Genomic DNA, 24081 nt, shown 5'->3' on the forward strand with positions numbered 1-24081 from the left:
CGGACCGCCGCCCGGACGCCGGTTCACATGGATCTCCGCGGTGCCGCGCGGGAGGAGGGGTGCTGATGTCGAACGTACGTAGACTGCCCGGACCCATCGTCGATCTCTGGGACTGGCAGCGGCTCGGTGCCTGCCGGGGCCGGGACAGCGCACAGTTCTTCCACCCCGACGGCGAGCGCGGCTCGTCGCGCCTGCGCCGCGAGTCCGGCGCCAAGGCCGTCTGCCGCACCTGCCCCGTCCGGGCCGAGTGCGCCGCGCACGCCCTCTCCGTGCGGGAGCCGTACGGCGTGTGGGGCGGCTTCAGCGAGTCCGAGCGGCTGCGGCTGCTCGCCGTCGGCTGGGAGGACCTGGCCGACCGCCGCAAGACCCGGGTCGACATCGCCCGCCTGGAGGCTCGCCTGGGCCGGCCGCACAAGTCGACCGTCCCGGCCCAGCGCAAGATCGCCTGAGCCCGGCCACCCGAGGACCACACCGACGCCGCGCCCCCGCCCGGGGCGCGGCGTCGCGCCGTCCCCAGGTCCACGGCGGCGTGCCGCCCGCGAAAAGGCGTCGGGGCGCACCGTCACGCGGACGGTGCGCCCCGACGAGGCGTACGGCGAGGGTCAGAAGCCCGGGCCGTGCTGGTGGCCGTGACCGTGGCCGTGGCCGTGCCCACCGGCGGCGGCCGGCTCGGCCTTCTCCGGCTTCTCCACCACGAGGCTCTCCGTGGTGAGCAGCAGGCCGGCGATCGACGCGGCGTTGCTGACCGCGTTGCGGGTCACCTTCACCGGGTCGAGGATGCCGGACTTCGCCAGGTCGACGTACTCGCCGCTGGCGGCGTCGAGGCCGTGGCCCCACTCCTTGCCGACGACCTTCTGCACCACGACGTAGCCGTCGTGGCCGGCGTTCTGGGCGATCCAGCGCAGCGGCTCGACCAGCGCCTTGCGCACGATCGAGACGCCGACCTTCTCGTCACCGGTGAAGCCGAGGTCATCGTCCAGCGCCGGCAGGATCTGCGCCAGGGCGGCGCCGCCGCCCGGGACGGTGCCCTCCTCGACCGCGGCCTTGGTCGCGGCGATCGCGTCCTCGATGCGGTGCTTGCGCTCCTTCATCTCGACCTCGGTCGCGGCGCCGACCTTGATGACCGCGATGCCGCCGGACAGCTTGGCCAGCCGCTCGGCGAGCTTCTCCCGGTCCCAGTCGGAGTCGGAGGCCTCGATCTCCTTGCGGATCTGGGCCACCCGGTCCGCGACCTCGCTCGCCTGGCCGCCGCCGTCGACGATCGTGGTGTTCTCCTTGTCGACCACCACGCGCCGGGCGCTGCCGAGCACCTCCAGGCCCACCTGGTCGAGCTTGTAGCCCAGCTCCGGGGCGACCAGCTCGGCGCCGGTGAGGATCGCCATGTCCTGCAGCATCGCCTTGCGGCGGTCGCCGAAGCCCGGGGCCTTGACCGCGCAGACCTTGAGGGTCTTGCGGATCGAGTTGACCACCAGGGTGGACAGCGCCTGGCCCTCGACGTCCTCGGCGATGATCAGCAGCGGCTTGCTGTTCTGGAGGACCTTCTCCAGCAGCGGCAGCAGCTCCTCGATCGCCGAGATCTTCTGGGTGGTGATCAGGATGTACGGGTCCTCCAGGACCGACTCCTGCCCCTCCACGTCGGTGACGAAGTTCGGCGAGATGAAGCCCTTGTCGAACTGGAGGCCCTCGGTGACGTCCAGCTCGGTGGTGAGCGCGGAGCCCTCCTCGACGGTGATGACACCGTCGCGGCCGACCCGCTCCATCGCCTCGGCGATCAGCTCGCCGATGGTGGCGTCCTGCGCGGAGATGGTCGCGACGTGCGCGATCGACTTCTTGTCGGCGACCTCGACCGCGCGGCCGAGCAGCGCCTCGGAGACCTTGGCGGCCGCCGCGTCGATGCCCCGCTTGAGGCCGGTCGGGTTGGCGCCGGCCGCCACGTTGCGCAGGCCCTCGCGGACCATCGCCTGGGCCAGCACGGTGGCGGTGGTGGTCCCGTCGCCGGCGACGTCGTTGGTCTTGGTCGCCACCTCCTTGACCAGCTGCGCGCCGAGGTTCTCGTACGGGTTGGTGAGCTCGATCTCCTTGGCGATGGTCACGCCGTCGTTGGTGATCGTGGGCGCACCGAATTTCTTGTCCAGGACGACGTTGCGCCCGCGCGGGCCGAGGGTCACCTTGACCGCGTCCGCGAGGGCGTTGACACCGTGCTCGAGCAGGTGCCGGGCGTCGTCCGAGAAGCTCAGGATCTTCGCCATGAATGTCCCTTCGAAGCGACGTTGCCCCGGCCCGGCGAGCCGGACCGGGGCAACGACACTGATCGGTTGCTTACTTCTCGATGACCGCGAGGACGTCGCGGGCGGAGAGCACCAGGTACTCCTCGCCGGCGTACTTGACCTCGGTGCCGCCGTACTTCGAGTAGATGACGGTGTCGCCGACCTTGACGTCAACCGGGATCCGGTTGCCCTTGTCGTCGACGCGGCCCGGGCCGACAGCGAGGACGGTGCCCTCCTGCGGCTTCTCCTTGGCGGTGTCGGGGATCACGATGCCCGACGCCGTGGTGGTCTCAGCCTCGTTCGCCTGGACCAGGATCCGGTCCTCGAGCGGCTTGATCGCAACCTTGGTCGCGGTAGTCACGGGCATACCCTCCTGGGGTACTGGTTTCGTTACCGGCCGGCGAGCCGACCAGCGTCAATCTGCCACATGCCACCGGGCGGGGCCGTCGTCGCGGGTGCCGGTCCGCCTGGCGTTCAGCGCCCGGGCCTGACGGCCCGGAAGCTGGCACCCTCGGGGTGAGAGTGCTAATCGCAGGTTATTCCTCGGCTAGCACTCCGTCAAGGAGAGTGCCAACCCGCCGGCCGGCGCGTCGGGCCGGGCGGCCAGAATGACCGCGTGGACCTCGACCAGCTCGCCGCCCTGCGTACGCCCGAGGGGTCGGTCGCGCTCGACGCGGCCGCGCGGGTGGCCGGCGGCGACCCGCTGGCCGCAGCGGCCGCGCTCCGTTCCGCCGGGATGCCGCCCGCGCTGGCGGCGGCCGCGCTCACCCAGGCCGAGCTGCGCCGCCGGGCGGTCGGCAAGTTCGGGCCGGCGGCGGCGGGGATGTTCCTGACCCGGGCCGGGCTGGAGCAGGCCACCCGCGGCCCCGTCGCGGCGCGGCGCGCCGGCCGGCTGCGCGCCGCTGGCGTGCGCACCCTGGCCGACCTCGGGTGCGGCCTCGGCGCGGACGCGCTCGCCGCCGCGCGGGCCGGCATCCGGGTGTACGGGGTGGAGGCCGACCCGGTGACCGCCGCGATGGCCGCCGCCAACGCGGAGGCGGCCGGGCTGGCCGAGCTGTTCACGGTGGAGTGCGGCGACGCCACGGCGTTCGACGTCAGCCGGGTCGACGGGGTGTTCTGCGACCCGGCGCGGCGGAAGGCGGGCACCGGGCGGCGGGTCTTCGACCCGAACGCCTACTCCCCGCCCTGGGACTTCGTCGTCGGCCTGGCCGCGCGGGTGCCGTACACGGTGGTGAAGGTGGCGCCCGGGATCGACCACGCGCTGATCCCCGCGGGCGCCGAGGCGGAGTGGGTGAGCGCGGACGGCGACCTGGTCGAGGCGGCGCTGTGGTGCGGCCGGCTCGCCGAGGTCCCCCGCCGGGCCACCCTGCTGCGCGGTGCCGCCGCGCACGCGCTGACCGGCTCCGGCGACGCCGAGGCGCCGGTCGGGCCGGTCCGCCGCTTCCTGTACGACCCGGATCCGGCGGTGGTCCGCGCGCACCTGGTCGCGGAGCTGGCCGGCGCCCTCGACGCGACGCTGGCCGACCCGAGCATCGCCTACCTCTACGCGGACGCCCCGGCGGCGACCCCGTTCGCCCGCTGCCTGGAGGTCACCGACGTGCTGCCGTTCTCGCTCAAGCGGCTGCGGGCGCTGCTGCGGGAGCGCCGGGTCGGGCGGGTGGAGATCCTCAAGCGCGGCTCCGCGCTAGAGCCGGAGAAGCTGCGGCGGGATCTGCGGCTGGCCGGCGACGAGGCGGCCAGCCTGGTGCTGACCCGGGTCGCCGGGGCGCCGACGGCGCTGGTCTGCCGGCCGGTCGGGTAGCCGGCCTTATCGGCTCGCGGGTCACCCGGACCCGGGTTAGCTTGACGGTCATGGCGGGACAGGGCACTCCGGCGACCGCGCTGCTGACGAAGCGGAAGATCGCCCACAGCACGCATCCGTACGACGTCTCCCCCGACGCGCCGAACTACGGCGCGCTGGTCGCGGCGGCGCTGGGGGTGCCGCCGGAGCGGGTGTTCAAGTCGCTGGTCGCCGAGGTCGACGGCGCGCTGACCGTGGCGGTCGTGCCGGTCACCGGCGAGCTGGACCTCAAGGCGCTCGCCGCGGCGGTCGGCGGCAAGCGGGCCGCCATGGCCGACCGGGCGGTGGCCGAACGGGTCACCGGCTACGTGCGCGGCGGGATCAGCCCGCTCGGTCAGCGTCGGCGGCTGCCCACGGTGCTCGACTCGTCGGCGCTCGACCATCCCACCGTCTACGTCTCGGCGGGCCGGCGCGGCCTCCAGCTCCAGCTCGCCCCGCAGGACCTGGTCGCCCTCACCGGGGCGGCCACGGCCCCGCTGTCCGCCCGCTGAGCTGCGCCGCTCCCTGAGCAGGCGGGAGAGCGCTCCCGTGCGGGCGACGGCCGGGCGACAGAGACGTTGCTGAATTGTTACTGCCGACAACAAACTCGCCACCTCGGCACTCTTGTGCCCGCAGTGTGACGCGGAATACGTTGCCGGACACAACAAACCAGCATCATCCCCCACCCCCGAAAGGACCCTGCACATGCGCAAGGGCTTCCTCACCCTCGCCGCCGTGGGCCTGCTCGCCACCGGCGGCATGACCGCCTGCGGCGACGAGACCGGCGGCGGCGACCAGGCCGGCGGCACCCGGGCCCCGAAGATCGGCGTGATCCTCCCGGACAGCAAGTCCTCCGCCCGCTGGGAGGGCGCGGACCGCAAGTTCCTGGAGGAGGCGTTCAAGGCGGCCGGTGTCCAGTACGACATCCAGAACGCCCAGGGCGACAAGTCCCAGTTCTCCACGATCGCCGACCAGATGATCACCAACGGGGCGACCGCGCTGATGATCGTCAACCTGGACTCGGGCACCGGCAAGGCGGTGCTGGAGCGGGCCAAGTCCCAGGGCGTGGCGACCATCGACTACGACCGGCTCACCCTCGGCGGGGGCGCCGAGTACTACGTCAGCTTCGACAACGAGGCCGTCGGCAAGCTCCAGGGTGAGGGCCTGAGCAAGTGCCTGACCGACAAGGGCGCGAAGAACCCGGTCGTGGCGTACCTCAACGGCTCCCCGACCGACAACAACGCCACCCTGTTCAAGAACGGGTACGACTCGGTGCTCAAGCCGAAGTTCGACTCGAAGGAGTACACCAAGGGCCCGGACCAGGCGGTTCCGGACTGGGACAACGCGCAGGCCGGCGTGATCTTCGAGCAGATGCTCACCTCGACCCAGGGCAGGATCGACGGCGTCCTCGCCGCCAACGACGGCCTCGGCAACGCGGCCATCTCGGTGCTCAAGAAGAACAAGCTCAACGGCAAGGTGCCGGTGACCGGCCAGGACGCGACCCCGCAGGGCCTGCAGAACATCCTCGCCGGCGACCAGTGCATGACCGTCTACAAGGCGATCCGCGAGGAGGCCAAGGCCGCCTCCGACCTGGCCATCGCGCTGGCCATGGGCGAGCGGAAGGAGACCGGCCAGACCGTCAAGGACCCGGAGAGCGGCAAGGACGTCGCCGCCGTGCTGCTCACCCCGAAGGCGATCTACAAGGAGAACGTCAAGGACGTCATCGCCGACGGCTTCGTGACCAAGGACGAGGTCTGCGCCGGGGCGTACGCCAAGCTCTGCGCCGACGCCGGCATCAGCTGACCCCCGTACCCGCTCCAGGCGGCGCCGCCCGGCACGGACCTCCCCGTGCTGGGCGGCGCGCACGCCGGACGGGATCCGACCTCCCCCCGCCGCCCGAAGGAGACCCCCGTGTCCGCAACCCCCCTGCTGGAGCTACGCGGGATCGACAAGAGCTTCGGTCCCGTCCAGGTCCTGCGCGACGTCGCCTTCTCCGCCCACGCGGGCGAGGTGACCGCGTTGGTCGGCGACAACGGTGCCGGCAAGTCGACCCTGGTCAAGTGCATCAGCGGCATCCATCCCACCGACGCCGGCGTGTTCCTCTTCGACGGCCGCCCGGTGACCATCAACAGCCCGCGCGACTCGGCCTCGCTCGGCATCGAGGTCGTCTACCAGGACCTCGCGCTCTGCGACAACCTCGACATCGTGCAGAACATGTTCCTCGGCCGGGAGAAGCGCAGTGGCATCGTGCTCGACGAGCCGACCATGGAGCAGATGGCCGCCGAGACCCTGGCCGGGCTGAGCGTGCGGACCGTCAGGTCGCTCCGGCAGCACGTCTCCAGCCTCTCCGGCGGCCAGCGCCAGACCGTGGCGATCGCCAAGGCGGTGCTGTGGAACAGCAGGCTGGTCATCCTGGACGAGCCGACCGCCGCGCTCGGCGTCGCGCAGACCGCGCAGGTGCTCGAACTGGTGCGCCGGCTCGCCGACAACGGACTGGCCGTGGTGCTCATCTCGCACAACATGAACGACGTCTTCGCCGTCTCCGACCGGATCGCCGCGCTCTACCTCGGCCAGATGGTCGCCCAGGTGAGGACCACCGACATCACCCACGCCCAGGTGGTCGAGCTGATCACCGCCGGCCGGTCCGGCGCGGTCGGCCTCGGCGGGGGCAACGGGCAGACCGACAACGGCGGGCAGACCGTCGCCAGCAACCCGGAGGCCCTCCGATGACCACCACCGCAGTACGCAAGGAAGGGCCGGCGGCCGTCGCCCCGGCACCCACCGTCGGCGGTCACGTCCGCAACTACCTGACCCGCGTACGCGGGGGCGACCTCGGCTCGCTGCCGGCCGTCATCGGTCTGGTCGTCCTCTGCACGGTGTTCGCGATCGTCCGCCCGGTCTTCTTCTCCGCGGCGAACTTCGCCAACCTGTTCACGCAGGGCGCGGCGGTCACCGCCATCGCGATGGGCCTGATCTTCGTCCTGTTGCTCGGCGAGATCGACCTCTCCGCCGGCTTCGCCAGCGGCGTCTGCGCGACGATCCTCGCCAACGTGGCGACGGTGCTGGGCCATCCCTGGTACGTCGCGGTGGCCGCCGCCCTCGCGACCGGCATGGTCATCGGCCTCACCCTCGGCATCCTGGTCGCCAAGGTGGGCATCCCGTCCTTCGTGGTCACGCTCGCCGGCTTCCTGGCGTTCCAGGGCGTGGTGCTCCTCCTCATGGAGGAGGGCAGCAACATCACCATCCGCGACGAAACGATCATCGCGATCGAGAACCGCTGGGTGCCGCCGCTGATCGGGTGGGTGCTCTTCGCCGTCGCGGTCGCCGGCTACGCCGCCGCGCAACTGCTGCGGCACCGCAACCGCGTCGCCCGTGGCCTGGTCGCCGAACCGCTCGCCGTGGTGTCCGCCCGGATCGCGGCGCTCGCGGTCGTCCTCGGCCTCGCGGTGTACGTGCTCAACCAGGAGCGCAGCATCAACCCGCTGATCAGCTCCAACCGGGGCATGCCGATCGTGGTGCCGATCCTCGCCGTGCTCCTGGTCGGCTGGACGTTCGTGCTGACCCGCACCGCGTACGGCCGGCACCTGTACGCCGTCGGCGGCAACCGGGAGGCCGCCCGTCGGGCCGGCATCAACGTGGACCGGATCCGGATCTCCGCGTTCGTGATCTGCTCGACCATGGCGGCCGTGGGCGGCATCATCGCCGCCAGCCGTGACAGGTCGGTGGACCCGAACACCGGTGGCAGTAATGTGCTGCTGTACGCGGTCGGGGCGGCGGTCATCGGCGGCACCAGCCTCTTCGGCGGCAAGGGGCGGATGATCAACGCCGTGCTCGGGGGCGCGGTGGTGGCGGTCATCATCAACGGCATGGGCCTGCTCGACCTCAGCTCGGGCCTGAAGTACGTGTTCACCGGGCTGGTGCTGCTGCTCGCCGCGGGCGTCGACGCACTGTCACGTCGCCGCTCCACGGCCACCGGCACCCGCTGACCACCGCACCACGGAAGTGACGACAGCAATGCGCGCAGGACCGAGCCAGGACGAGATCCGCCGGCGAAACCTGGGCGCGTTGCTGCGGTACGTGCACATCCACGGGGCGACCACCCGTGCGGAACTGACCAGCGCGCTGGGGCTCAACCGCAGCACCATCGGCGCGCTGACCGCCGACCTGGCCGGCGCCGGGCTGGTCAGCGAGGGGACGCCGAAGGAGACCGGCCGGGCCGGACGGCCGTCGCTGGTCGTCCGGCCCGAGTCGGAGCGGGTGCACGCGTACGCGTACAGCATCGAGGTGGACCGGCTGCGGGCCGCGCGGGTCGGCCTCGGCGGCGCGGTGCTCGACCGCCGGGAGCAGGAACGCCCCCGGGGCCTGACCGCCGCGGAGGCCGCGCCGCTGCTGGCCGGGGCGGTCAAGGAGATGCAGCAGACCGTGCCGGCCGACGCGGTCTGCGTCGGCGCGGGCGTCGCGGTCTGCGGCATGGTCCGCCGCGACGACGGGCTGGTCCGGCTGGGACCGACCACCGGCTGGGTGGACGAGCCGATCGGCGCGGCGCTCGCCGCCGAACTGGGCTGCGAGGTCCCGGTCACGGTCGGCAACGTGGCCGACGTGGCGGCGTTCGCCGAGCACGCGCGCGGCACGGCGGCCGGCTGCGACAACGTCATCTACCTGTACGGGGACGTGGGCGTGGGCGCCGGCATCATCGCCGGCGGCCGCCGACTCACGGGGCACGGCGGCTACGGCGGCGAGGTCGGGCACATGGTGGTCGTCCCCGACGGCGCGCCCTGCGAATGCGGCTCCCGCGGCTGCTGGGAGACCCAGATCGGCGAGCACGCGCTGCTGCGCGCCGCCGGCCGCACCGACGCGCGGGGCCGGGACGCGCTGCTGGCCGTCTTCGAGGCCGCCGACCGCGGCGACGCCCGGGCGCAGACCGCCGTCCGCCAGGCCGGCGACTGGCTCGGCTTCGGGGTGGCCAACCTGGTGAACATCTTCAACCCGGAGCTGGTCATCTTCGGCGGCACGATGCGGGACCTCTACCTCGCCGCCGCCGCCCAGGTACGCAGCCGGCTCAACTCGATCGCCCTGCCGGCTTGCCTGGAGCACGTCCGGCTGCGCACCCCGAAGCTGGGCGACGACGCGGCGCTGATCGGCGCCGCCGAGCTGGCCTTCGAGCGGCTGCTCGCCGACCCGCTCGACGTCGGCTGAGGACGACGGACGGTCGAGGCGTGCTCCGCCGCACCTGACCCGCCCACCGGGCCGCACCGGGCAGGCGGGTTCCGCGGGAGCCGGGCGACGTGCGGGCTACTCGTTCGGCTCCGGTCCCAGCAGCCGTATCTCCTCGATGTCGAGGACGGCCTGCACGTCCCGGAGCACGATGTCGTCGATCTGGTTCGTGTCCCGCAACCTGGTGATCTCGCGGCGCTTGTGTTCCAGTACGGCGAGCCGCAGCCGCCGGTCGAGGTCCCGGGCCTGCTCCGCCGACCGGCCCCGGTCGGCGGAGCGGACGTCGTCGAGGTGCTGCTCGTAGTCGGCCCTGATCCGGTCGACCGCGTCCGGCCCGGCGCCGAGCCGGTCGGCGACCTCGGGCAGCGCCGCCAGGGCGGCCTCGGTGGCCCGCGTCCGGGCCAGGCGCAGTTCGTCGACGCGCCGGGTGTCGCCGACCAGACCCGCCCACCCGACGACGGCCGGCAGCGTGGTGCCCTGGATCAGCATCGTGATCAGGATGACGACGGCGGTCGTGAAGATGATCAGGTCACGCTCGTGGACGGGCGTGCCGGTGGGGGCCGTCACCGGCACCGCGAGGGCCGCCGCGAGGACACCGCGCCCCGGAACCCCGCCCACCCGGCCGCCGTACGCACCCGCCAGTCGACCTGCTCGCCCGCCAGCGACGGGCGGCGGTTGGCGGCCCGGAAGCCGAACGCCGCCAGGTGGATCCAGAGCATCCGCGTCGCCACGACGACGCAGGTCACCGCGACCGCGATGGCCAGCGCCCGCGCCGTCGACAGGCTGGTGAGGCCGCGCAGCGCGCGCGGGATCTGCATCCCGAGGAGCACGAAGAGCCCCCCGTTGATCAGGAACGTGGCGAGGTCCCAGAAGGCGTACGCCAGCACCCGGGAGCGGGCCCGGACGACCCGGGGGGCCGCGTAGGAGAGCACGAGGCCGGCGACCACCACGGCCAGCACCCCGCTGGCGTGGACGAGTTCGGCGAGGAGGAACGCGACGAACGGCGTGAGGACGCTCAGCGCGCCCTCGCGCAGCGGATCGTCGAGGCGTCGCCGGACCACGATCACCGCCCAGCCGACCAGCAGGCCGGCGACGACGCCCCCGGCCGACGCGCCGACGAACCGCTCGGCCAGCCCGAGCGCGCTGGGCTCGGTGCCCCCGACGATCAGGCCCACCGCGACGGTGAAGAGCACCAGCGCGGTGCCGTCGTTGATCAGGCTCTCCGCGTGCAGGGTGGTGAGGATGCGGCGCGGCATCCGCTTGGCCAGGCCGGAGACCGCCGCGGCGTCGGTCGGCGCGAGCACCGCGCCGAGCACCCAGGCCGCGGCCGGGTCGATGCCGAGCCGCTGCGCGACGAGCGACACGGCGACCATCGTCGCCACCACCAGCCCCACCGCCAGCAGCGTGATCGCCAGCAGGTTGGTGCGGATCTCGCGCAGGCTGGTGGTGATGCTCTCCCGGTAGAGGATCGCCGGCAGGAACAGCAGCAGCACCACCTCGGGCTCCAGCGCCACGTGCGACAGCGGCGGCAGGAGCGCCAACAGCGCGCCCATCGTGATGAGCAGGACCGGGGGCGCCACGCTGTACCGTCCGCCGAGGGTGGTGCCGACCAGCACCGTGACGCCCAGCACCACGATGAGTTCGAGACCGCCCACGTCGCTCCCCCGTCACCCGCCGGCCGCGCCGCAGTGGCGGGTGCGCGACCGCCTGCCACTGGCAACATCGTGGTACGGCACGCGGACGCGGCACCGCCGAACCGTCGAACGGGTGACGGGCGGCGCGACGTCAGGAGCGGGTGACGGGCGGACGGCGTCAGGCCAGGTGACGGGCGGTCGGCGTCAGGAGCGGGTGCCGTGCCAGGAGCGCCAGAGGGCCGCGTAGGAACCGCCCGCGGCGACCAGCTCGTCGTGCGGGCCGATCTCGATGATCCGGCCGTCCTCGACCACCGCGACCCGGTCGGCATCGTGCGCCGAGAAGAGGCGGTGCGCGATGGCGATCACCGTCCGGCCCTGGAGCACGGCCGCGAGGGAGCGCTCCAGATGCCGGGCGGCCCGGGGGTCGATCAGCGAGGTGGCCTCGTCCAGCACCAGGGTGTGCGGGTCGGCCAGCACCAGCCGGGCCAGCGCCAACTGCTGCGCCTGCGCGGGCGACAGCGGGTGCCCGCCGGCGCCGACCACCGTGTCGAGCCCGTCCGGCAGCGCGTCGGCCCAGTCGAGCGCGTCGACGGCGGCCAGCGCCGACCGGACGGCCGCCTCGTCGGCGCCCGGCCGGACCATCGCCACGTTGTCCCGCAGCGTGCCGATGAAGACGTGGTGCTCCTGGGTGACCAGCGCGACGTGCGTCCGCAGCTCGGCTAGGGGCAGCTCGTCGAGCCGCCGTCCCGCCACGGTGACCGAGCCGGAACGGGGCGCGTGCACCCCGGCGAGCAGCCGACCGAGGGTGGACTTTCCGGCGCCCGAGGGGCCGACCATCGCCAGCTTCTCCCCCGGCTCCGGCACCAGGGTCACCCCGTGCAGCACGTCCCGCCCCGTCCGGTACGCGTACCGGACGTCCCGGGCGGCGAGCCGCCGGTCGCCCGCCGGCACGTCGGTGCCCGCCCGCGCCGGCGACCCGGCCGGGGACGTGGTCGGCGCGTCGGCGTCGGCCACCCCGAGCAGGCGCGCCAGCGAGGCGCCGCCGACCTGCAACTCGTCCAGCCAGGAGAGCAGCCGGTCGACCGGGTCGATCAGTTGCTGAACGTAGAGCGTGGCGGCGGTGACCTCGCCGAGGCTCACCCAACCCTTCAGGTGGAACCAGCCGCCGATGATCAGCGTGGCGACCACCGGCACCACGTAGCCGATCTCGGTGACCGGGAAGAACACCGTGCGCAGCCGCAGGGTGTAGCGCTCGGCCGCGTACGACCGGCGGATGTCGGCGTCGGTGCGGGCCCGGCGGCGCGCCTCCTGCCGCAACGCCTCGGTGGTGCGCGAGCCCTCGACGGTCTCGCTGATCCCGTCGGTGATGTCGGAGTAGGCGGCGTTCTCCCGCAGGTAGCCGTCCGGGGCGCGGCGCAGGTACCACCGGGTGCCGGCCCACAGCAGCGGCACCGCGACCAGGCAGGGCACCGCGAGCAGCGGGTTGACCAGGAGCAGCGCGCCGACGATGAAGCAGCCGGTGACGACCGCGATCAGCGTCTCGGGCACCGCGAACCGGACCGTCCGGGACAGCGCGGAGACGTCCCGGGACGTCCGGGTGAGCAGGTCGCCCGTCCCGGCTCGCTCCACGGTGGCCAGCGGCAGCGCCAGGATCCGGTCGACGAACTCCTCGCGCAGCTCGGCCAGCACCCGCTCGCCGAGCCGCGCCGACGCCAGGTGGGCGAACCGCACCAGCACCGACTGCGCCAGCACGAAGCCGGCGATCAGCAGCGCGATCCGGTCGACGGTGACGCCCGTCGTGCCCCGGGAGATCCCCTCGACCAGGTCGCCGAGCAGCCACGGCGCGACCAGGCCGGCCGCCGCGGCCAGGGCGTGCAGGCCGAGCGCCACGCCGAGCGCGCGCGGGTGCCGGCGCACCAGCGTACAGGCGTAGCGGCGCACCTGGCGCGCGTCGGCGACCGGCAGTGCGGCGGCCATCAGTCCTCCCCCCGGCTGACCGTCGCCCGGTAGCGCGGTTCGCCGTCGAGCAGTGCGGTGTGCGTCCCCTCGGCCACCACCTTGCCGTCCTCCACGAAGATCACATGGTCGGCGCGGCTCAGCACGAGCGGGCTGGTGGTGCAGACCAGGGTGGTCCGGCCGGCCCGGGCCGCGCCGAGCCGCTCGGCGATGCGGGCCTCGGTGTGCGCGTCCACGGCGCTGGTCGGCTCGACCAGCAGCAGGGTCTCCGGGTCGGCGACGAGCGCCCGGGCCAGCCGCAGCCGCTGCTGCTGGCCACCGGAGAACTCCCGCCCCCGCTCGGCCACGGTGCTGGCCAGCCCGTCGGGCAGGGCCTCCACGATGTCCGTCGCGCTCGCCGCCGCCAGCGCCGCCGCGATCGCCGCCTCGTCGGCCCGGTCGTGCGGGTCCAGCTCCGCGCGCAGCGGGCCGGTGAACAGGTGCGCGTTGTTGTCGGCCACCAGAATCCGCTCCCGCACCGTCGCCAGCGGCAGCGCCCGCAGCGGTACGCCGTGCAGCGTCGCGTCCGAGTCGACGTACCGGCCGAGGCGGTCGACGATCGCCGCCGCGTCCTCGGGCGCGGTCGCGGCGAGCGCGGTGAACCGGCCGGGCCGCAGGGTCACGCCCGACTCCACGTCGACCACCTCACCGGGGCCGTCCGGCAGCGCCGCCGGGCGGGGCGGGTCCACCAGTTCCGGGTCGAGCCGCAGCAGCCGCACCACGCGCCGGGCGGCGACGTGCCCCCGGGTCAGCTTGTCCACCGCCTCGGTGAGCTGCCGCAGCGGGCTGACCAGGAACGCGGTGTAGCCGTAGAACGCCACGAGCTGGCCGGCGCTGATCTCGCCACGCAGCGCGAACCGGGCGCCGAGCCAGGTGACCAGCACCAGGAACGCGCCGGGGAGCAGCACCTGCGCCGCCTCCAGCAGCGACTCGACCCGGGCCACCCGGAGGCCGTCGGCGCGCAGCGCCTGGGACCGCGCGCGGTAGCGGGCGGAGAGCATCGGCTCGCCGCCGACGCCACGCAGCACCCGCAGCCCGGAGACGATGTCGCCGGCCCGGGTGGTCAGCGCCCCCTCGGAGTCCCGGTAGGCCTGCTGCTGCCGGTGCAGGGGCCGGATGAGCAGCCCGACCACCGCCATCAGCAGCGGCACGCCGAGCACCACGACCAGCCCGAGCGGCAGGGAGGCGCCGAGCAGGATCACCCCGACGGTCACGATCGCGACGACGGCGCCGGTGCCCCGGGCGGTGATGTCGATCGCCGAGCCGATCTGGTTGATGTCGGCCGTGCCGATGCTCACCACCTCGCCGGCGGCCACCCGGCGGGGCAGCGCGGCGCCGAGCCGGTTCGCCGCGCCCACGGTCAGCTGCACCGTCCGGTACGCCCCGGCGAGGAAGTTGTGCACCGCGCAGCGGTGCCGCAGGATCCCGGCGACCGCCTGGAGCACGCCCAGGCCCAGCAGCACCAGCCCCCAGGTGAGCAGCGCGTCCTCGTCCCCGCGGGTGAGCCCGTCGACGGCCCGGCCGACGGCCGCCGGCACCAGCGCCTGGGCGACCATCCAGACGACGCCGAGCAGGATGCCGACGGTGAACAGCACCTTGTGCCGCCCGGCCAGCCACAGCAGGTAGCGGGTCGCCGAGCGGGTGTCGGGTGTGCCGGGGTCGCCGGCCGGTGAGAAACGCATGACCCACCGACGCTAGGCGGCCGGCCGGCCGGGCCGCCAACCAATTACCGCCGCGACGTGCCCCGGCTCACGTCGAACGACGGCACGCCGCGACCCACGTCGAACGGCGGCACGCCGGTCAGCGGTCGACCTGGGTGAAGTCCCACGAGTGCGGCGGGCGGGCGAGCAGCATCGCCGGCGGCTCCGGCAGCGGGCGGGGATTGCTGCGCCACTTGGAGATGACCACCACCCGATGGTCCGTGGAGGAGAACACCTCGCTGGACAGGTGCATCGGGTCGTGCTCGAACTCCGGCAGCGCCGTGTCGCAGACCCAGGTGATCAGGTCGGCGACGCCGTACGGCTCGGCCCGCGCCTCCCACATCCGCACGATCACGTCATCCGTCCCTGAGTCTCACACGCTGACGGTGGTCAGCGGCATGGCCGAGTCGGCGGGCAGGTCCAGCCGGCTCGGCGCGACACCCGAGGCGACCAGGTGCGAGCCGAGGGCGGCGACCATCGCGCCGTTGTCCGTGCAGAGCTTCGGTCGGGGCACCCGGACCCGGATGCCGTCCTTGGCGGCGCGGTGCTCGGCCATCGCCCGCAGCCGCGAGTTGGCCGCCACGCCGCCGCCGATCACCAGCGTCTCGACACCGTTGGCCCGGCAGGCGTCCAGCGCCTTGCGCACCAGCACGTCGCAGACCGCCTCCTGGAAGGACGCGGCCACGTCGGCGACCGGCACCGGCTCGCCCGCCCGCTGCCGCGCCTCGACCCAGCGGGCCACCGCCGTCTTCAGTCCCGAGAAGGAGAAGTCGTAGCGGTGGGCGGTGAGGTCCTTGGCGGCGGTCAGGCCGCGCGGGAAGCCGATGGCGGCCGGGTCGCCGGCCCGGGCCTCCCGGTCGATGTACGGCCCGCCGGGGAACGGCAGGCCCAGCAGCCGGGCCACCTTGTCGAACGCCTCGCCGGCCGCGTCGTCGATCGTGGCGCCGAGCGGGGTGACGCCCCGGGCCAGGTCGTCGACGAGCAGCAGGGAGGAGTGCCCGCCGGAGACCAGCAGGGCGATCGCCGGCTCGGGCAGCGGGCCGTGCTCCAGGGTGTCCACGGCGACGTGCGCGGCCAGGTGGTTGACGCCGTAGACCGGCTTCTCGGCGGCGAGCGCGTAGCCCTTGGCGGCGGCCACCCCGACCAGCAGCGCGCCGGCCAGCCCCGGGCCGGAGGTGACCGCGATCGCGTCGATGTCGGCGAGGGTCACCCCCGCCTCCTTCAGCGCCCGGTCCATGGTCGGCACGATGGCCTCCAGGTGCGCCCGGCTGGCCACCTCGGGCACCACCCCGCCGAACCGGGCGTGCTGCTCGACGCTGGAGGCGAGCGCGTCGGCCAGCAGCGTGTGCCCCCGCACGATGCCGACGCCGGTCTCGTCGCAGGACGTCTCGATGCCGAGGACCAGGGGTTCGTCAGTCATCGCCCACCTCCCGGGTGCGCTGCATGACCAGCGCGTCGGTGTTGCTCGGTTGGTAGTAGCCGCGCCGCACGCCGATCGGCTCGAAGCCGTACGCCGCGTAGAGCAGTTGGGCCGGGGCGTTGTCCGCCGCGACCTCCAGCAGGGTGCTGCGGGACCCGAGCCGGGCCGCCTCGGCGAGCAGCGCCTCCAGCAGTAGCCGGCCGATGCCGCGCCGCTGGGCGTCCCGGCGTACCGCGATGTTCTGCACCCACGCCTCGTCGGGCGGGGCCGCGGTGAGCCCGGCGTAGCCCAGCACGGTGCCGTCGTCGTCGGTGGCGACGAGGTAGAAGTGCCCGTTGGCCAGCTCGTTCCAGAACATCGCCGCCGACCACTGTTCGGCGCCGAACAGGTCCGCCTCGATCGGCAGCACCTCGTCGATGTGCCACCACCGGAACCGTTGGAGGCGCACCCCGGTCATGGCAGGACCGGCTTGCGGGCCGTCGCCGCCACGGCGTCCGGCCGGCGCAGGTAGAGCGGGGTGAGCGCCTCACCGGGGGCGCCGGCCCGGATCCGCTCGGCGGCCAGGGCCGCCAGCACGCCGGCGTCCGGGTAGCGCGGCTCGGCCCGCACGGGCAGGCCGAGGGTGTCCGCGTACCGGTGCGCGCCGTCGCCGACCGCGACCGTGACGGCCAGGCCGCGGGCGCGCTCGGCGGCGACCGCCGGGGCCGACACCTCCGGCCCGACGATCCGCTGGCCCGCGCCGTCGTAGACCGCCCAGTAGATCTCCCGGCGGCGCGCGTCGCTCGCCGCCAGCACCGGCTCGCCGGCAGCCGCCGGGTGGCCGACGGCGTCCAGCGAGCAGACGCCGTACGTCGGCACGCCCAGCACCTGGCCCATGGTGGCGGCGGTGACCAGCCCCACCCGGAGCCCGGTGAACGGGCCGGGGCCGAGCCCGGCGACGATCGCGCCCAGGTCGGCCGGGCGGGCGTCGACGTCGGCGAGCACCGCGTCGACCTGTGGGGCGAGCAGTTCGCCGTGGGCGCGGGCGTCGACCGTGCAGCGGTACGCCCGGGTCGCGACGCCGTCCGCCGTGACCTCCACCAGCGCCGCCGTCACCGCGGGCGTCGAGCTGTCCACCACCAGTACGAGCACGGTAAGCCAGCCTAGCCGCCCCGGTCGGCAGCCCCGGCGACGCGGGTCAGCTCGGGGTGCGGAACTTGCGCTGGAAGGCCGGCAGCAGCCAGGGACGCCGCCCGCTGATGCGCACCTTGCCGCTGAGCACCGCCCGGGCCCGGCTGATCCGGCCGAACATCATCAGGCTGAGCGTGGCGGGATCGTGGTCGATCCGCACGTCGGGCCGGGCGTCCGGCTCGGCGAACGACACCACCCCCCGGTGCAGCAGCAGCCGGACCGGGGCCGCGTACGCCGAGCGGAACTCGACCACGATGCGGCGCTCGCTCGGCGGCGAGCCGCCGTCGATCAGCCGCCCGTAGCCGTGTCGGACCACGCCGGCCAGGAACAGCTCCAGGAAGAGCACGGCGTGCGGGCTGGGGATCTCCCAGGGCTGCCCGGTGGCGCGGGCGACGTCGTGGCCGTGGATGAGCACCTCGTTGACCAGGTGGGCGCAGAGCCCGGCGAGGGGAACCTGCGCCCCGGCGAGCCACGGCACCGTCTCGTCGGGGCGCCGCCCCTCGCAGGCGACCAGGAACTGCTTCACGTCGGCCTGCAACCGGTCGAGCAGGGGCTGCGGGTCGCGCTCGGTGAGGTGGCCGAGCATCACGTCGTTGAAGTCCGCCACCGTGTCGACGGTGGTCCCGGACAGCAGCGTGTCGACGCCCGGCACCGGTGGGAGCGGGCGTTCCGGATCCACCAGGCAGACGTACAACCACGCGATGGAGCCGACGTGGGCGAGCGTGTCCGCCACCGACCAGTCGGCCGTGGCCATGGCCTGCGGCGGGGCGGCGCGGACCAGATCGACGAAGCGGTCTGTCTGCTCCGCCAGCGCCGTCCGCGCCACCCGCCACCGTTCGTCGCTGACCGTCGCCGTCATCCGCCCGCCTCCCGGCTCGCCGACCGCTGGAGGCACAGGCTACAGCGGACGGTCGCCGCCCGGTGACCCGCAGCTTGCGGACTTCGTCAGCCGGCCGAGCGCTCCCAGTCGACCGTGGGCAGGCCCGCGTCGGCGAGGGCCTTGTTGGCCGCGCTGAACGGCCGGCTGCCCAGGAAGCCGCGCGGGTTCATCGGGCTGGGGTGCCCGGCCTCCAGCACCACGTGCTGCGGGTTGGTGACCAGCGCGGCCTTCTTGCGCGCGTAGCCGCCCCAGAGCAGGAAGACCACCCGGGAGTCCAGCGCGTCGAGCGCCCGGATGGTGGCGTCGGTGAACTCCTCCCAGCCGCGGTTCGCGTGCGAACCGGGCGTGGCCTCGCGGACGGTGAGCACCGAGTTGAGCAGCAGGACGCCCTGCGCCGCCCAACCGCTCAGGTTGCCGCTGCGCGGCTTCGGCACGCCGACGTCCTCGCCGAGCTCCTTGAAGACGTTGCGCAGCGACGGCGGCACGCTCACGCCCTCCCGCACGCTGAAGCTGAGCCCGTGCGCCTGCCCCGCCTTGTGATACGGGTCCTGCCCGAGGATCAGCACCCGGCAGTCGGCCGGCGCGCAGAGCCGGTAGGCCGAGAAGAGGTCGTCGACCGGCGGGAAGACGGTGCGGGTCGCGTATTCCCCGGCGACGAACGCGGCCAGCTCGGCGGTGCGGGCCGGGTCGAGGTGCGGGGTGAGCACGGCACGCCAGTCCTCCGGCAGCAGCGCCAGCAGGTCCAGGGTGGGGGCGTCGTCGGGCATCGGCAACCTTTCGCCTGTCGAATCCGTCCCGCGCACTCTAGGCAGACGGTACGACAGCGCTCACCCGAGGGCGGCGAGGCGCTGCGCCCAGTCGCCGCCGACCGGCTCCAGCTCGACCACCCGGGTGTCGTCGTCGCGCCGGTCGACGCGCACCCGCAAGTGTGCCTCGACCAGCTGCTCGACCAGGCCCTCGCCCCACTCGACCACGGTCACCGACTCGTCCACCGAGGCGTCCAGGTCGAGGTCGTCGATCTCGGCGCGCGGATCGGCGGCGTCGCCCAGCCGGTACGCGTCGGCGTGCACCAGCGCCACCGTGCCGCCCTGGGCCGGATCCGGTCGGTGCACCCGGGCGATCACGAAGGTGGGCGAGGTGATGTCGCCGAGCACCCCGAGCCCGGCGCCGATGCCCTGGGTCAACGCGGTCTTGCCGGCGCCCAGCGGCCCGGTCAGCAGCAGCAGGTCGCCGGCGCGCAGCAGCCCGGCCAGCCGCCGCCCGAACCCGTGGGTGTCGTCGACCGTCGGCAGCTCGACGACATGCGTCACAGCTCCTCCAGGAAGCGCGTCAGTGCCGCGTTGACCTCGTCGGCGTGCTCCAGCATCACCACGTGCCCGCTGTCGGAGATCTTGACGAACTCGGCGTGCGGCAGCCGCCGGACGATCTCCTCCGAGTGGGTCACCGGAGTGATCATGTCCTTGTCGCCGACGACCACCAGCACGGGGGTGTCCGCCAGCGCGGCGAGCGCCGGGAAGCGGGAGTGCGTCGCCAGCGTCCGCAGGTAGCGCGTCACCGTGTCGGCGGACGTGCGCGAGTTCATCGTCTCGACGTACGACACCAGGGCCGGGCTGGGGTGGCGGGTGCCGAAGCCGTACCTGCGGGTGAGCAGCCAGGCCACGTTGGTGGTGGACTTGCGGGCGCGGTCGATCACCGTGCCGCCGTAGCGGGTGACGTTGCCGACCATGTAGAGCACGGGCGCGCCGACCCGGCCGAGCAGGGCCGGCGCCACCAGTTTGGTCTCGGCGAGCAGGCCGCCGGAGGTGGCCATCAGCACGGTGCCGACGACCCGGTCGCCGAACAGCTCCGGGAACAGCTCGGCGAAGGCCATGATCGTCATGCCGCCCATCGAGTGGCCGACGAGCACCAGCGGCCCCTCCGGGGCGACGCGGTCGATCACCTCGCGCAGCGTCCGGCCGAGCGCGGTGAGGTCGTACTCGCCCGTCTCCAGCCGCCCGGACCGGCCGTGCCCCGGCTGGTCGTACGCGACGATCCGGTGCTCGCCCCGCTCGGCGAGCACCTTGCGCTGGAAGTGGAAGGTGCCCATGTCCAGGCAGAAGCCGTGCACCAGCACCACGGTCGGGTTGCCGGGCGTCGGCCGGGTCGGCTCGACCACCTCGACGTGGATGTCGGTGCCGTCGGGCATCTCCAGCCGGAACGCCTCGTCGTACCGCTGCTCGCCGAAGACCTCGTCGGCGTACCGGTCGGTGGGGTCGGACTTGAGCTTGCGGACCAGGGCGCGTTCGGTGGCGACGCCGGCCGCGAGCCCGGCGGCGGCGACCCCGACGGCGGCCAGCGCGCCCACGGCGGCCCGGGCGTGCCCGGAGCGGGGCAGCGGAATCCGGGAACGGGACGTCACGGGCGCTCGCCGTCGTAGACGCGGGGCACCCGGCTGCTGCCGAACCGGGTGACGATCTCGTAGTTGATGGTGCCGGCCGCCTCGGCCCAGTCGTCGGCCGTGGGCTCGCCGCCGGCACCGCTGCCGAAGAGCGTGACCACGTCGCCGGCGGCCACCGGGTCGTCGCCGCAGTCGAGCACGAACTGGTCCATGCAGACCCGGCCCGAGATCCGCCGCCGCCGGCCGCCGAGCTGCACCGGCCCGCTGTTGGAGGTGTGCCGGGGCACCCCGTCGGCGTAGCCGAGCGGTACCACGGCCAGGTTCGCCTCCCGCTCGGTGGTGTAGGTGTGCCCGTACGAGACGCCGGAGCCGGCGGGGACGCGCTTGGCGAGCATCACCCGGGCCCGGGCGGTCATCGCCGGGCGCAGCCCGTAGCTCTCGCCGGCCACCGGGGAGAGCCCGTAGATGGCGAGCCCGGGCCGGACCAGGTCGAAGTGCGCGTCCGGTCGGGTCAGCGTGGCGGCGGAGTTGGCCAGGTGCCGGTAGCGGGGCCGCAGGCCGGCCTGCTCGGCCATGCCGATGCCCTCGTGGAAGACGGCGAGTTGGCGGTCGATGGTCGGGTGGCCGGGCGAGTCCGCGTAGACGAAGTGGCTCCACACCCCGACCACCTCGACCAGGCCGTCGGCCTGCGCCTTGGCGGCGGCGTCGAGCAGGGCCGGCCAGTCGGCGACGGTCGCGCCGCCCCGGGACAGCCCGGTGTCGATCTTGAGGTGCAGCCGGGCCGGTCGACCGGCCGCGCGGCCCGCCTCGACCATCTCGTCGAGCTGGGGCAGGCTGGCGGCGCCGAGGTCGACCCCGGCGGCGACCCCCTCGTGCAGCGGCAGCCCGGGCGCGAGGAGCCAGGCCAGCACCGGCACGGTGATCCCGGCCCGGCGCAGCGTCAGCGCCTCGTCCAGCGTGCAGACGCCCAGCCAGTCCGCCCCGGCGTCCAGCGCGGCGCGGGCGGCCGGGACCATGCCGTGGCCGTAGCCGTCGCCCTTGACCACCGCCATCAGCTCGGCGGCGGTGCCGGCCCGCAGCCGGCTCACGTTCTCGCGGATCGCGTCCAGATCCACCCGCACCTCGGCCTGCCACATGCCCCCAGCCTACTTTCCGCGCTGATCTCCCCGGCCCAGGCCGCCGGAGCCGCTGCGGTCAGCTCTCCCCGGCCCAGGCCGCCGGAGCCGCTGCGGTCAGCCGAGACGGGCGAGGACCGGGCGGAGGGCGTCGGCCACGTCGGGCGCGGTCACCGGCCCGCCCCGGGCCGCCTCCCGACCGGCCAGCCCGTGCAGGTACGCGGCCGAGGCCGCCGCGCGCTCCGGCGCCAGCCCGGCCGCGAGCAGCGAGCCGAGCAGCCCGGCCAGCACGTCGCCGGTGCCCCCGGTGGCCAGCGCCGCCGTGCCGGTCGGGTTGACGTACGCCCGGCCGTCCGGCGTGCCGATCACCGTGCGGTCGCCCTTGAGCAGCACCACGGCGTTCATCCAGGCGGCCAGCCGCAGCGTGGCCGCCACCCGGTCGGCGCCCGGCGTCTCCCCGCAGAGCCGGGTGAACTCGCGGTCGTGCGGGGTGACCACGATCGGGGCGTCCCGCCTGCGCAGCCGGTCGGCGAGCGAGCCGTCGACCAGCAGGGTCAGCGCGTCGGCGTCGAGCACCACGGGCACCGGGGCGGAGAGCACCGCGCGCAGTTCCCGGGCCGCCTCCTCGCCGGTGCCCAGCCCGGAGCCGCAGACCCAGGCCTGCACCCGCCCCGCGTCGGCGACCCGGTCGGTCGCGATCACCGAGGGGTGCCGGTGCAGCACGTCGGCCCGGGCGGAGCCGGCATAGCGGACCATGCCGGTCGGGCCGGCCAGCGCCCCGGCGACCGAGAGCACCGCCGCGCCGGGGTAGGTGGCCGAGCCGGTGGCGACACCCACCACGCCCCGGGCGTACTTCTCCGACGCCGGGCCGAGCCGGGGCCACCAGTCCACGACGTCCGACCACTCGGTCACGCGCAGCGCGGGGCTGCCGCGCAGCCACGGCTCCAGCCCGATGTCGACCAGTTCCACCTGACCGGCGAGCGCGGCGGCCGGGCCCACCACCAGCGCGGGCTTCAGCGCGCCGAACGCGACCGTCACGTCGGCGCGGACGGCGCTCGGCCGCCCGGTGGCGGTCAGCGGCACGTCCCCGGTGTCGACCGCGACACCGCTGGGCACGTCCACCGCGACCACGGTGGCGGGGGCGCCGTCGCGCCCGCAGTGCCGCACCAGGCTGGCGGCGAGCTGGTCGGCGGTGTCCCGGAGCCCGCCCCGCCCGCCGATTCCGACGATGCCGTCCAGCACCATGTCGACCGTCGCCGGCGGCCGGTCCACGATCCGCCCGCCGGCGGCCCGCAGCGCGGCCAGCCCCTCGGCGTGCGCCCGGCCGGGGCTGAGCAGCAGCGCCGACACGGCCGCGCCGCGACGGGCCAGGTGCGCGCCGGCCAGGAGCGTGTCGCCGCCGTTGTCGCCGGAGCCGACCAGCAGCAGCACCCGGGCGGCGTAGACCCCGCCCCGGTCGGCGAGCAGCAGCGCGCAGCGGCGGGCCAGCCCGGCGGCGGCCCGCTTCATCAGCGTCCCGGGCGGAAGGGCGGCCGTCAGCCCCGCCTCCGCCGCGCGTACGTCCGCGACCCGCCACACCGGTCTCACGCCACCGCCCCCGTCCGAGCTTCCCGGCGCGCCAGGTCGGCGCGCTCCGATCACCGTTCCGCGACCACCATGGCCGAGGCGATCCCACCGTCGTGGGACAACGAGAGATGCCAGCGGTTGACCCCGCGCTCGGTGGCCGCCGCCGCGACCGTGCCGGAGACGGTCAGCCAGGGGCGGCCGTCCGGGTCCGGCACGATCTCGCAGTCGTGCCAGCTCAGCCCGGCCGGCGCGCCGAGCGCCTTGGCGACCGCCTCCTTGGCGGCGAACCGGGCGGCCAGCGACTCCGGCGAACGCGGGTTGCCGGAGCTGGTGTAGCGCTCGGCCTCCGTGAAGAGCCGGTCGGCGAGCAGCGGCGTCCGCGCCAGGGCCCGGGCGAACCGCTCGACCAGGACGACGTCGATGCCGACAGCGACGATCACGGGCTCACCCTACCGGCGTGGGCGGCCGCACATTAGCCGCCGGCTCGGGGCCGGGCAACACCTGTGGACGACGGGTGTCCGCCCGCCGGGGCCGTCGTCCACAGGGCGCCTGCGGGGGTGTGGACGCCGCCTAGCGTTCCGGTCGTCGATGTTCCGCGAGGCACGGGGGCCGAGGATGACCGAGGAGCCGATCACCGTACGACCCGACGCGCTGCGCCGGGCGGCGAGCGCGCTCGACGACGACGCGTACCGGCTGGGGCACGGGCTGGCCGGGGTGACCGGGCTGGTGGTGCCGGCTCCGGAGTGGGCGGCCGGGGCGGCGCTGACCGGGCTGGAGTCGGCGGTGCACTCCTGGTTCGGCGCGCTCGGCGCCCAGGTGGCCGCGACGGCCGGTGCGGTGCGGGCCGCGGCCGAGGCGTACGAGTCCGTGGACGACCGGGCGGCCGGCCGGCTCGCCGCCCTCGCCCGGTGACCGCGCCGGCAC

Annotated in this window: 25 protein-coding genes; 8 read left to right on the forward strand and 17 right to left on the reverse strand. The window is 74.5% G+C overall.

The features are described from left to right. Positions 1-65: 65 nt before the first annotated feature. Positions 66-449 carry a WhiB family transcriptional regulator gene (locus tag ABT006_RS07895; RefSeq protein WP_350704046.1) on the forward strand — a complete coding sequence of 128 codons (384 nt, stop codon included), beginning with the start codon at positions 66-68 and terminating at the stop codon, positions 447-449. 153 nt (positions 450-602) lie between these two features. Here ABT006_RS07895 and groL read toward each other — a convergent pair whose 3' ends face one another. Together groL and groES are read right to left on the reverse strand one after the other, a co-directional pair. After that, complete coding sequence (gene groL / locus ABT006_RS07900; RefSeq protein WP_350704048.1) at positions 603-2249, reverse strand: chaperonin GroEL; 1647 nt, start codon at positions 2247-2249, stop codon at positions 603-605. A 70-nt stretch (positions 2250-2319) separates the two neighbouring features. Beyond that, positions 2320-2628 carry a co-chaperone GroES gene (groES, locus tag ABT006_RS07905; RefSeq protein WP_498070960.1) on the reverse strand — a complete coding sequence of 103 codons (309 nt, stop codon included), beginning with the start codon at positions 2626-2628 and terminating at the stop codon, positions 2320-2322. A 255-nt stretch (positions 2629-2883) separates the two neighbouring features. Here groES and ABT006_RS07910 point away from each other — a divergent pair, with 255 nt between their 5' ends. From ABT006_RS07910 to ABT006_RS07935, 6 genes are all read left to right on the forward strand, one after another. Next, on the forward strand, positions 2884-4068 hold the full coding sequence (locus ABT006_RS07910; RefSeq protein ID WP_350704050.1) for a THUMP-like domain-containing protein: 1185 nt from the start codon (positions 2884-2886) through the stop codon (positions 4066-4068). 50 nt (positions 4069-4118) lie between these two features. Continuing rightward, on the forward strand, positions 4119-4598 hold the full coding sequence (ybaK, locus tag ABT006_RS07915; RefSeq protein ID WP_350704052.1) for a Cys-tRNA(Pro) deacylase: 480 nt from the start codon (positions 4119-4121) through the stop codon (positions 4596-4598). A gap of 193 nt (positions 4599-4791) precedes the next feature. Beyond that, the gene (locus tag ABT006_RS07920; RefSeq protein WP_350704054.1) at positions 4792-5889 is read left to right on the forward strand and encodes a sugar ABC transporter substrate-binding protein; all 1098 of its coding nucleotides are present in this window, start codon (positions 4792-4794) and stop codon (positions 5887-5889) included. Between the two features lie 108 nt (positions 5890-5997). Next, the gene (locus ABT006_RS07925; protein ID WP_350704056.1) at positions 5998-6816 is read left to right on the forward strand and encodes an ATP-binding cassette domain-containing protein; all 819 of its coding nucleotides are present in this window, start codon (positions 5998-6000) and stop codon (positions 6814-6816) included. Then, positions 6813-8072, forward strand: a complete 1260-nt coding sequence (locus ABT006_RS07930) for a sugar ABC transporter permease (protein WP_350704058.1) — start codon at positions 6813-6815, stop codon at positions 8070-8072. Before ABT006_RS07925 ends, ABT006_RS07930 begins: the two co-directional genes overlap by 4 nt. A 28-nt stretch (positions 8073-8100) precedes the next feature. After that, entirely contained in the window at positions 8101-9282 is a 1182-nt protein-coding gene (locus tag ABT006_RS07935; RefSeq protein WP_350704060.1) for an ROK family protein, read from the forward strand. Positions 9283-9378: 96 nt separating this feature from the next. On the opposite strand, the gene ABT006_RS07940 is transcribed toward ABT006_RS07935, so the two are convergent. The 15 genes from ABT006_RS07940 to ABT006_RS08010 form a co-directional block, all read right to left on the reverse strand. Then, positions 9379-9867, reverse strand: coding sequence for a cation:proton antiporter family protein (locus ABT006_RS07940; protein WP_350704061.1), 489 nt, complete (start codon positions 9865-9867; stop codon positions 9379-9381). Further along, positions 9864-10955 carry a Na+/H+ antiporter gene (locus tag ABT006_RS07945; RefSeq protein ID WP_350704063.1) on the reverse strand — a complete coding sequence of 364 codons (1092 nt, stop codon included), beginning with the start codon at positions 10953-10955 and terminating at the stop codon, positions 9864-9866. The genes ABT006_RS07940 and ABT006_RS07945 overlap by 4 nt, the downstream gene beginning before the upstream one ends. A gap of 183 nt (positions 10956-11138) precedes the next feature. Next, positions 11139-12911, reverse strand: coding sequence for an ABC transporter ATP-binding protein (locus ABT006_RS07950; protein ID WP_350704065.1), 1773 nt, complete (start codon positions 12909-12911; stop codon positions 11139-11141). Further along, on the reverse strand, positions 12911-14611 hold the full coding sequence (locus ABT006_RS07955; protein ID WP_350704067.1) for an ABC transporter transmembrane domain-containing protein: 1701 nt from the start codon (positions 14609-14611) through the stop codon (positions 12911-12913). Before ABT006_RS07955 ends, ABT006_RS07950 begins: the two co-directional genes overlap by 1 nt. Positions 14612-14729: 118 nt before the next feature. Further along, a complete protein-coding gene (locus ABT006_RS07960; RefSeq protein ID WP_350704069.1) occupies positions 14730-14984 on the reverse strand; it encodes a hypothetical protein in 255 nt (84 codons plus the stop codon). Positions 14985-15002: 18 nt separating this feature from the next. Beyond that, positions 15003-16049: a tRNA (adenosine(37)-N6)-threonylcarbamoyltransferase complex transferase subunit TsaD gene (gene tsaD, locus ABT006_RS07965; RefSeq protein ID WP_350704071.1), complete on the reverse strand. Its 1047-nt coding sequence runs from the start codon at positions 16047-16049 to the stop codon at positions 15003-15005. After that, positions 16042-16506 (reverse strand): ribosomal protein S18-alanine N-acetyltransferase, encoded by a 465-nt coding sequence (gene rimI / locus ABT006_RS07970; protein ID WP_350704073.1) that lies wholly within the window; start codon positions 16504-16506, stop codon positions 16042-16044. Before rimI ends, tsaD begins: the two co-directional genes overlap by 8 nt. Beyond that, positions 16503-17180 carry a tRNA (adenosine(37)-N6)-threonylcarbamoyltransferase complex dimerization subunit type 1 TsaB gene (gene tsaB, locus ABT006_RS07975; protein WP_350704074.1) on the reverse strand — a complete coding sequence of 226 codons (678 nt, stop codon included), beginning with the start codon at positions 17178-17180 and terminating at the stop codon, positions 16503-16505. Before tsaB ends, rimI begins: the two co-directional genes overlap by 4 nt. A gap of 46 nt (positions 17181-17226) precedes the next feature. Continuing rightward, positions 17227-18078, reverse strand: a complete 852-nt coding sequence (locus ABT006_RS07980) for a maleylpyruvate isomerase family mycothiol-dependent enzyme (RefSeq protein WP_350704076.1) — start codon at positions 18076-18078, stop codon at positions 17227-17229. Positions 18079-18164: 86 nt separating this feature from the next. Further along, the gene (gene ung, locus ABT006_RS07985) at positions 18165-18866 is read right to left on the reverse strand and encodes a uracil-DNA glycosylase (RefSeq protein ID WP_350704078.1); all 702 of its coding nucleotides are present in this window, start codon (positions 18864-18866) and stop codon (positions 18165-18167) included. Between the two features lie 60 nt (positions 18867-18926). Next, positions 18927-19409 carry a tRNA (adenosine(37)-N6)-threonylcarbamoyltransferase complex ATPase subunit type 1 TsaE gene (gene tsaE / locus ABT006_RS07990; RefSeq protein ID WP_350704080.1) on the reverse strand — a complete coding sequence of 161 codons (483 nt, stop codon included), beginning with the start codon at positions 19407-19409 and terminating at the stop codon, positions 18927-18929. Further along, positions 19406-20497, reverse strand: coding sequence for an alpha/beta fold hydrolase (locus tag ABT006_RS07995; protein ID WP_350704082.1), 1092 nt, complete (start codon positions 20495-20497; stop codon positions 19406-19408). The genes tsaE and ABT006_RS07995 overlap by 4 nt, the downstream gene beginning before the upstream one ends. Then, positions 20494-21612: an alanine racemase gene (gene alr / locus ABT006_RS08000; RefSeq protein ID WP_350704084.1), complete on the reverse strand. Its 1119-nt coding sequence runs from the start codon at positions 21610-21612 to the stop codon at positions 20494-20496. Before alr ends, ABT006_RS07995 begins: the two co-directional genes overlap by 4 nt. 96 nt (positions 21613-21708) lie before the next feature. After that, on the reverse strand, positions 21709-23178 hold the full coding sequence (locus ABT006_RS08005) for an NAD(P)H-hydrate dehydratase (protein ID WP_350704086.1): 1470 nt from the start codon (positions 23176-23178) through the stop codon (positions 21709-21711). Between the two features lie 50 nt (positions 23179-23228). Then, positions 23229-23597, reverse strand: coding sequence for a holo-ACP synthase (locus tag ABT006_RS08010; protein ID WP_350704088.1), 369 nt, complete (start codon positions 23595-23597; stop codon positions 23229-23231). Positions 23598-23772: 175 nt separating this feature from the next. On the opposite strand from ABT006_RS08010, the gene ABT006_RS08015 reads away from it, so the two are divergent. After that, entirely contained in the window at positions 23773-24069 is a 297-nt protein-coding gene (locus tag ABT006_RS08015) for a type VII secretion target (protein WP_350704090.1), read from the forward strand. The last annotated feature ends 12 nt before the right edge of the window (positions 24070-24081 follow it).

The sequence above is a fragment of the Micromonospora sp. NPDC002717 genome (assembly GCF_040295705.1).
In the GTDB taxonomy this organism is placed as follows: Bacteria; Actinomycetota; Actinomycetes; order Mycobacteriales; family Micromonosporaceae; genus Micromonospora.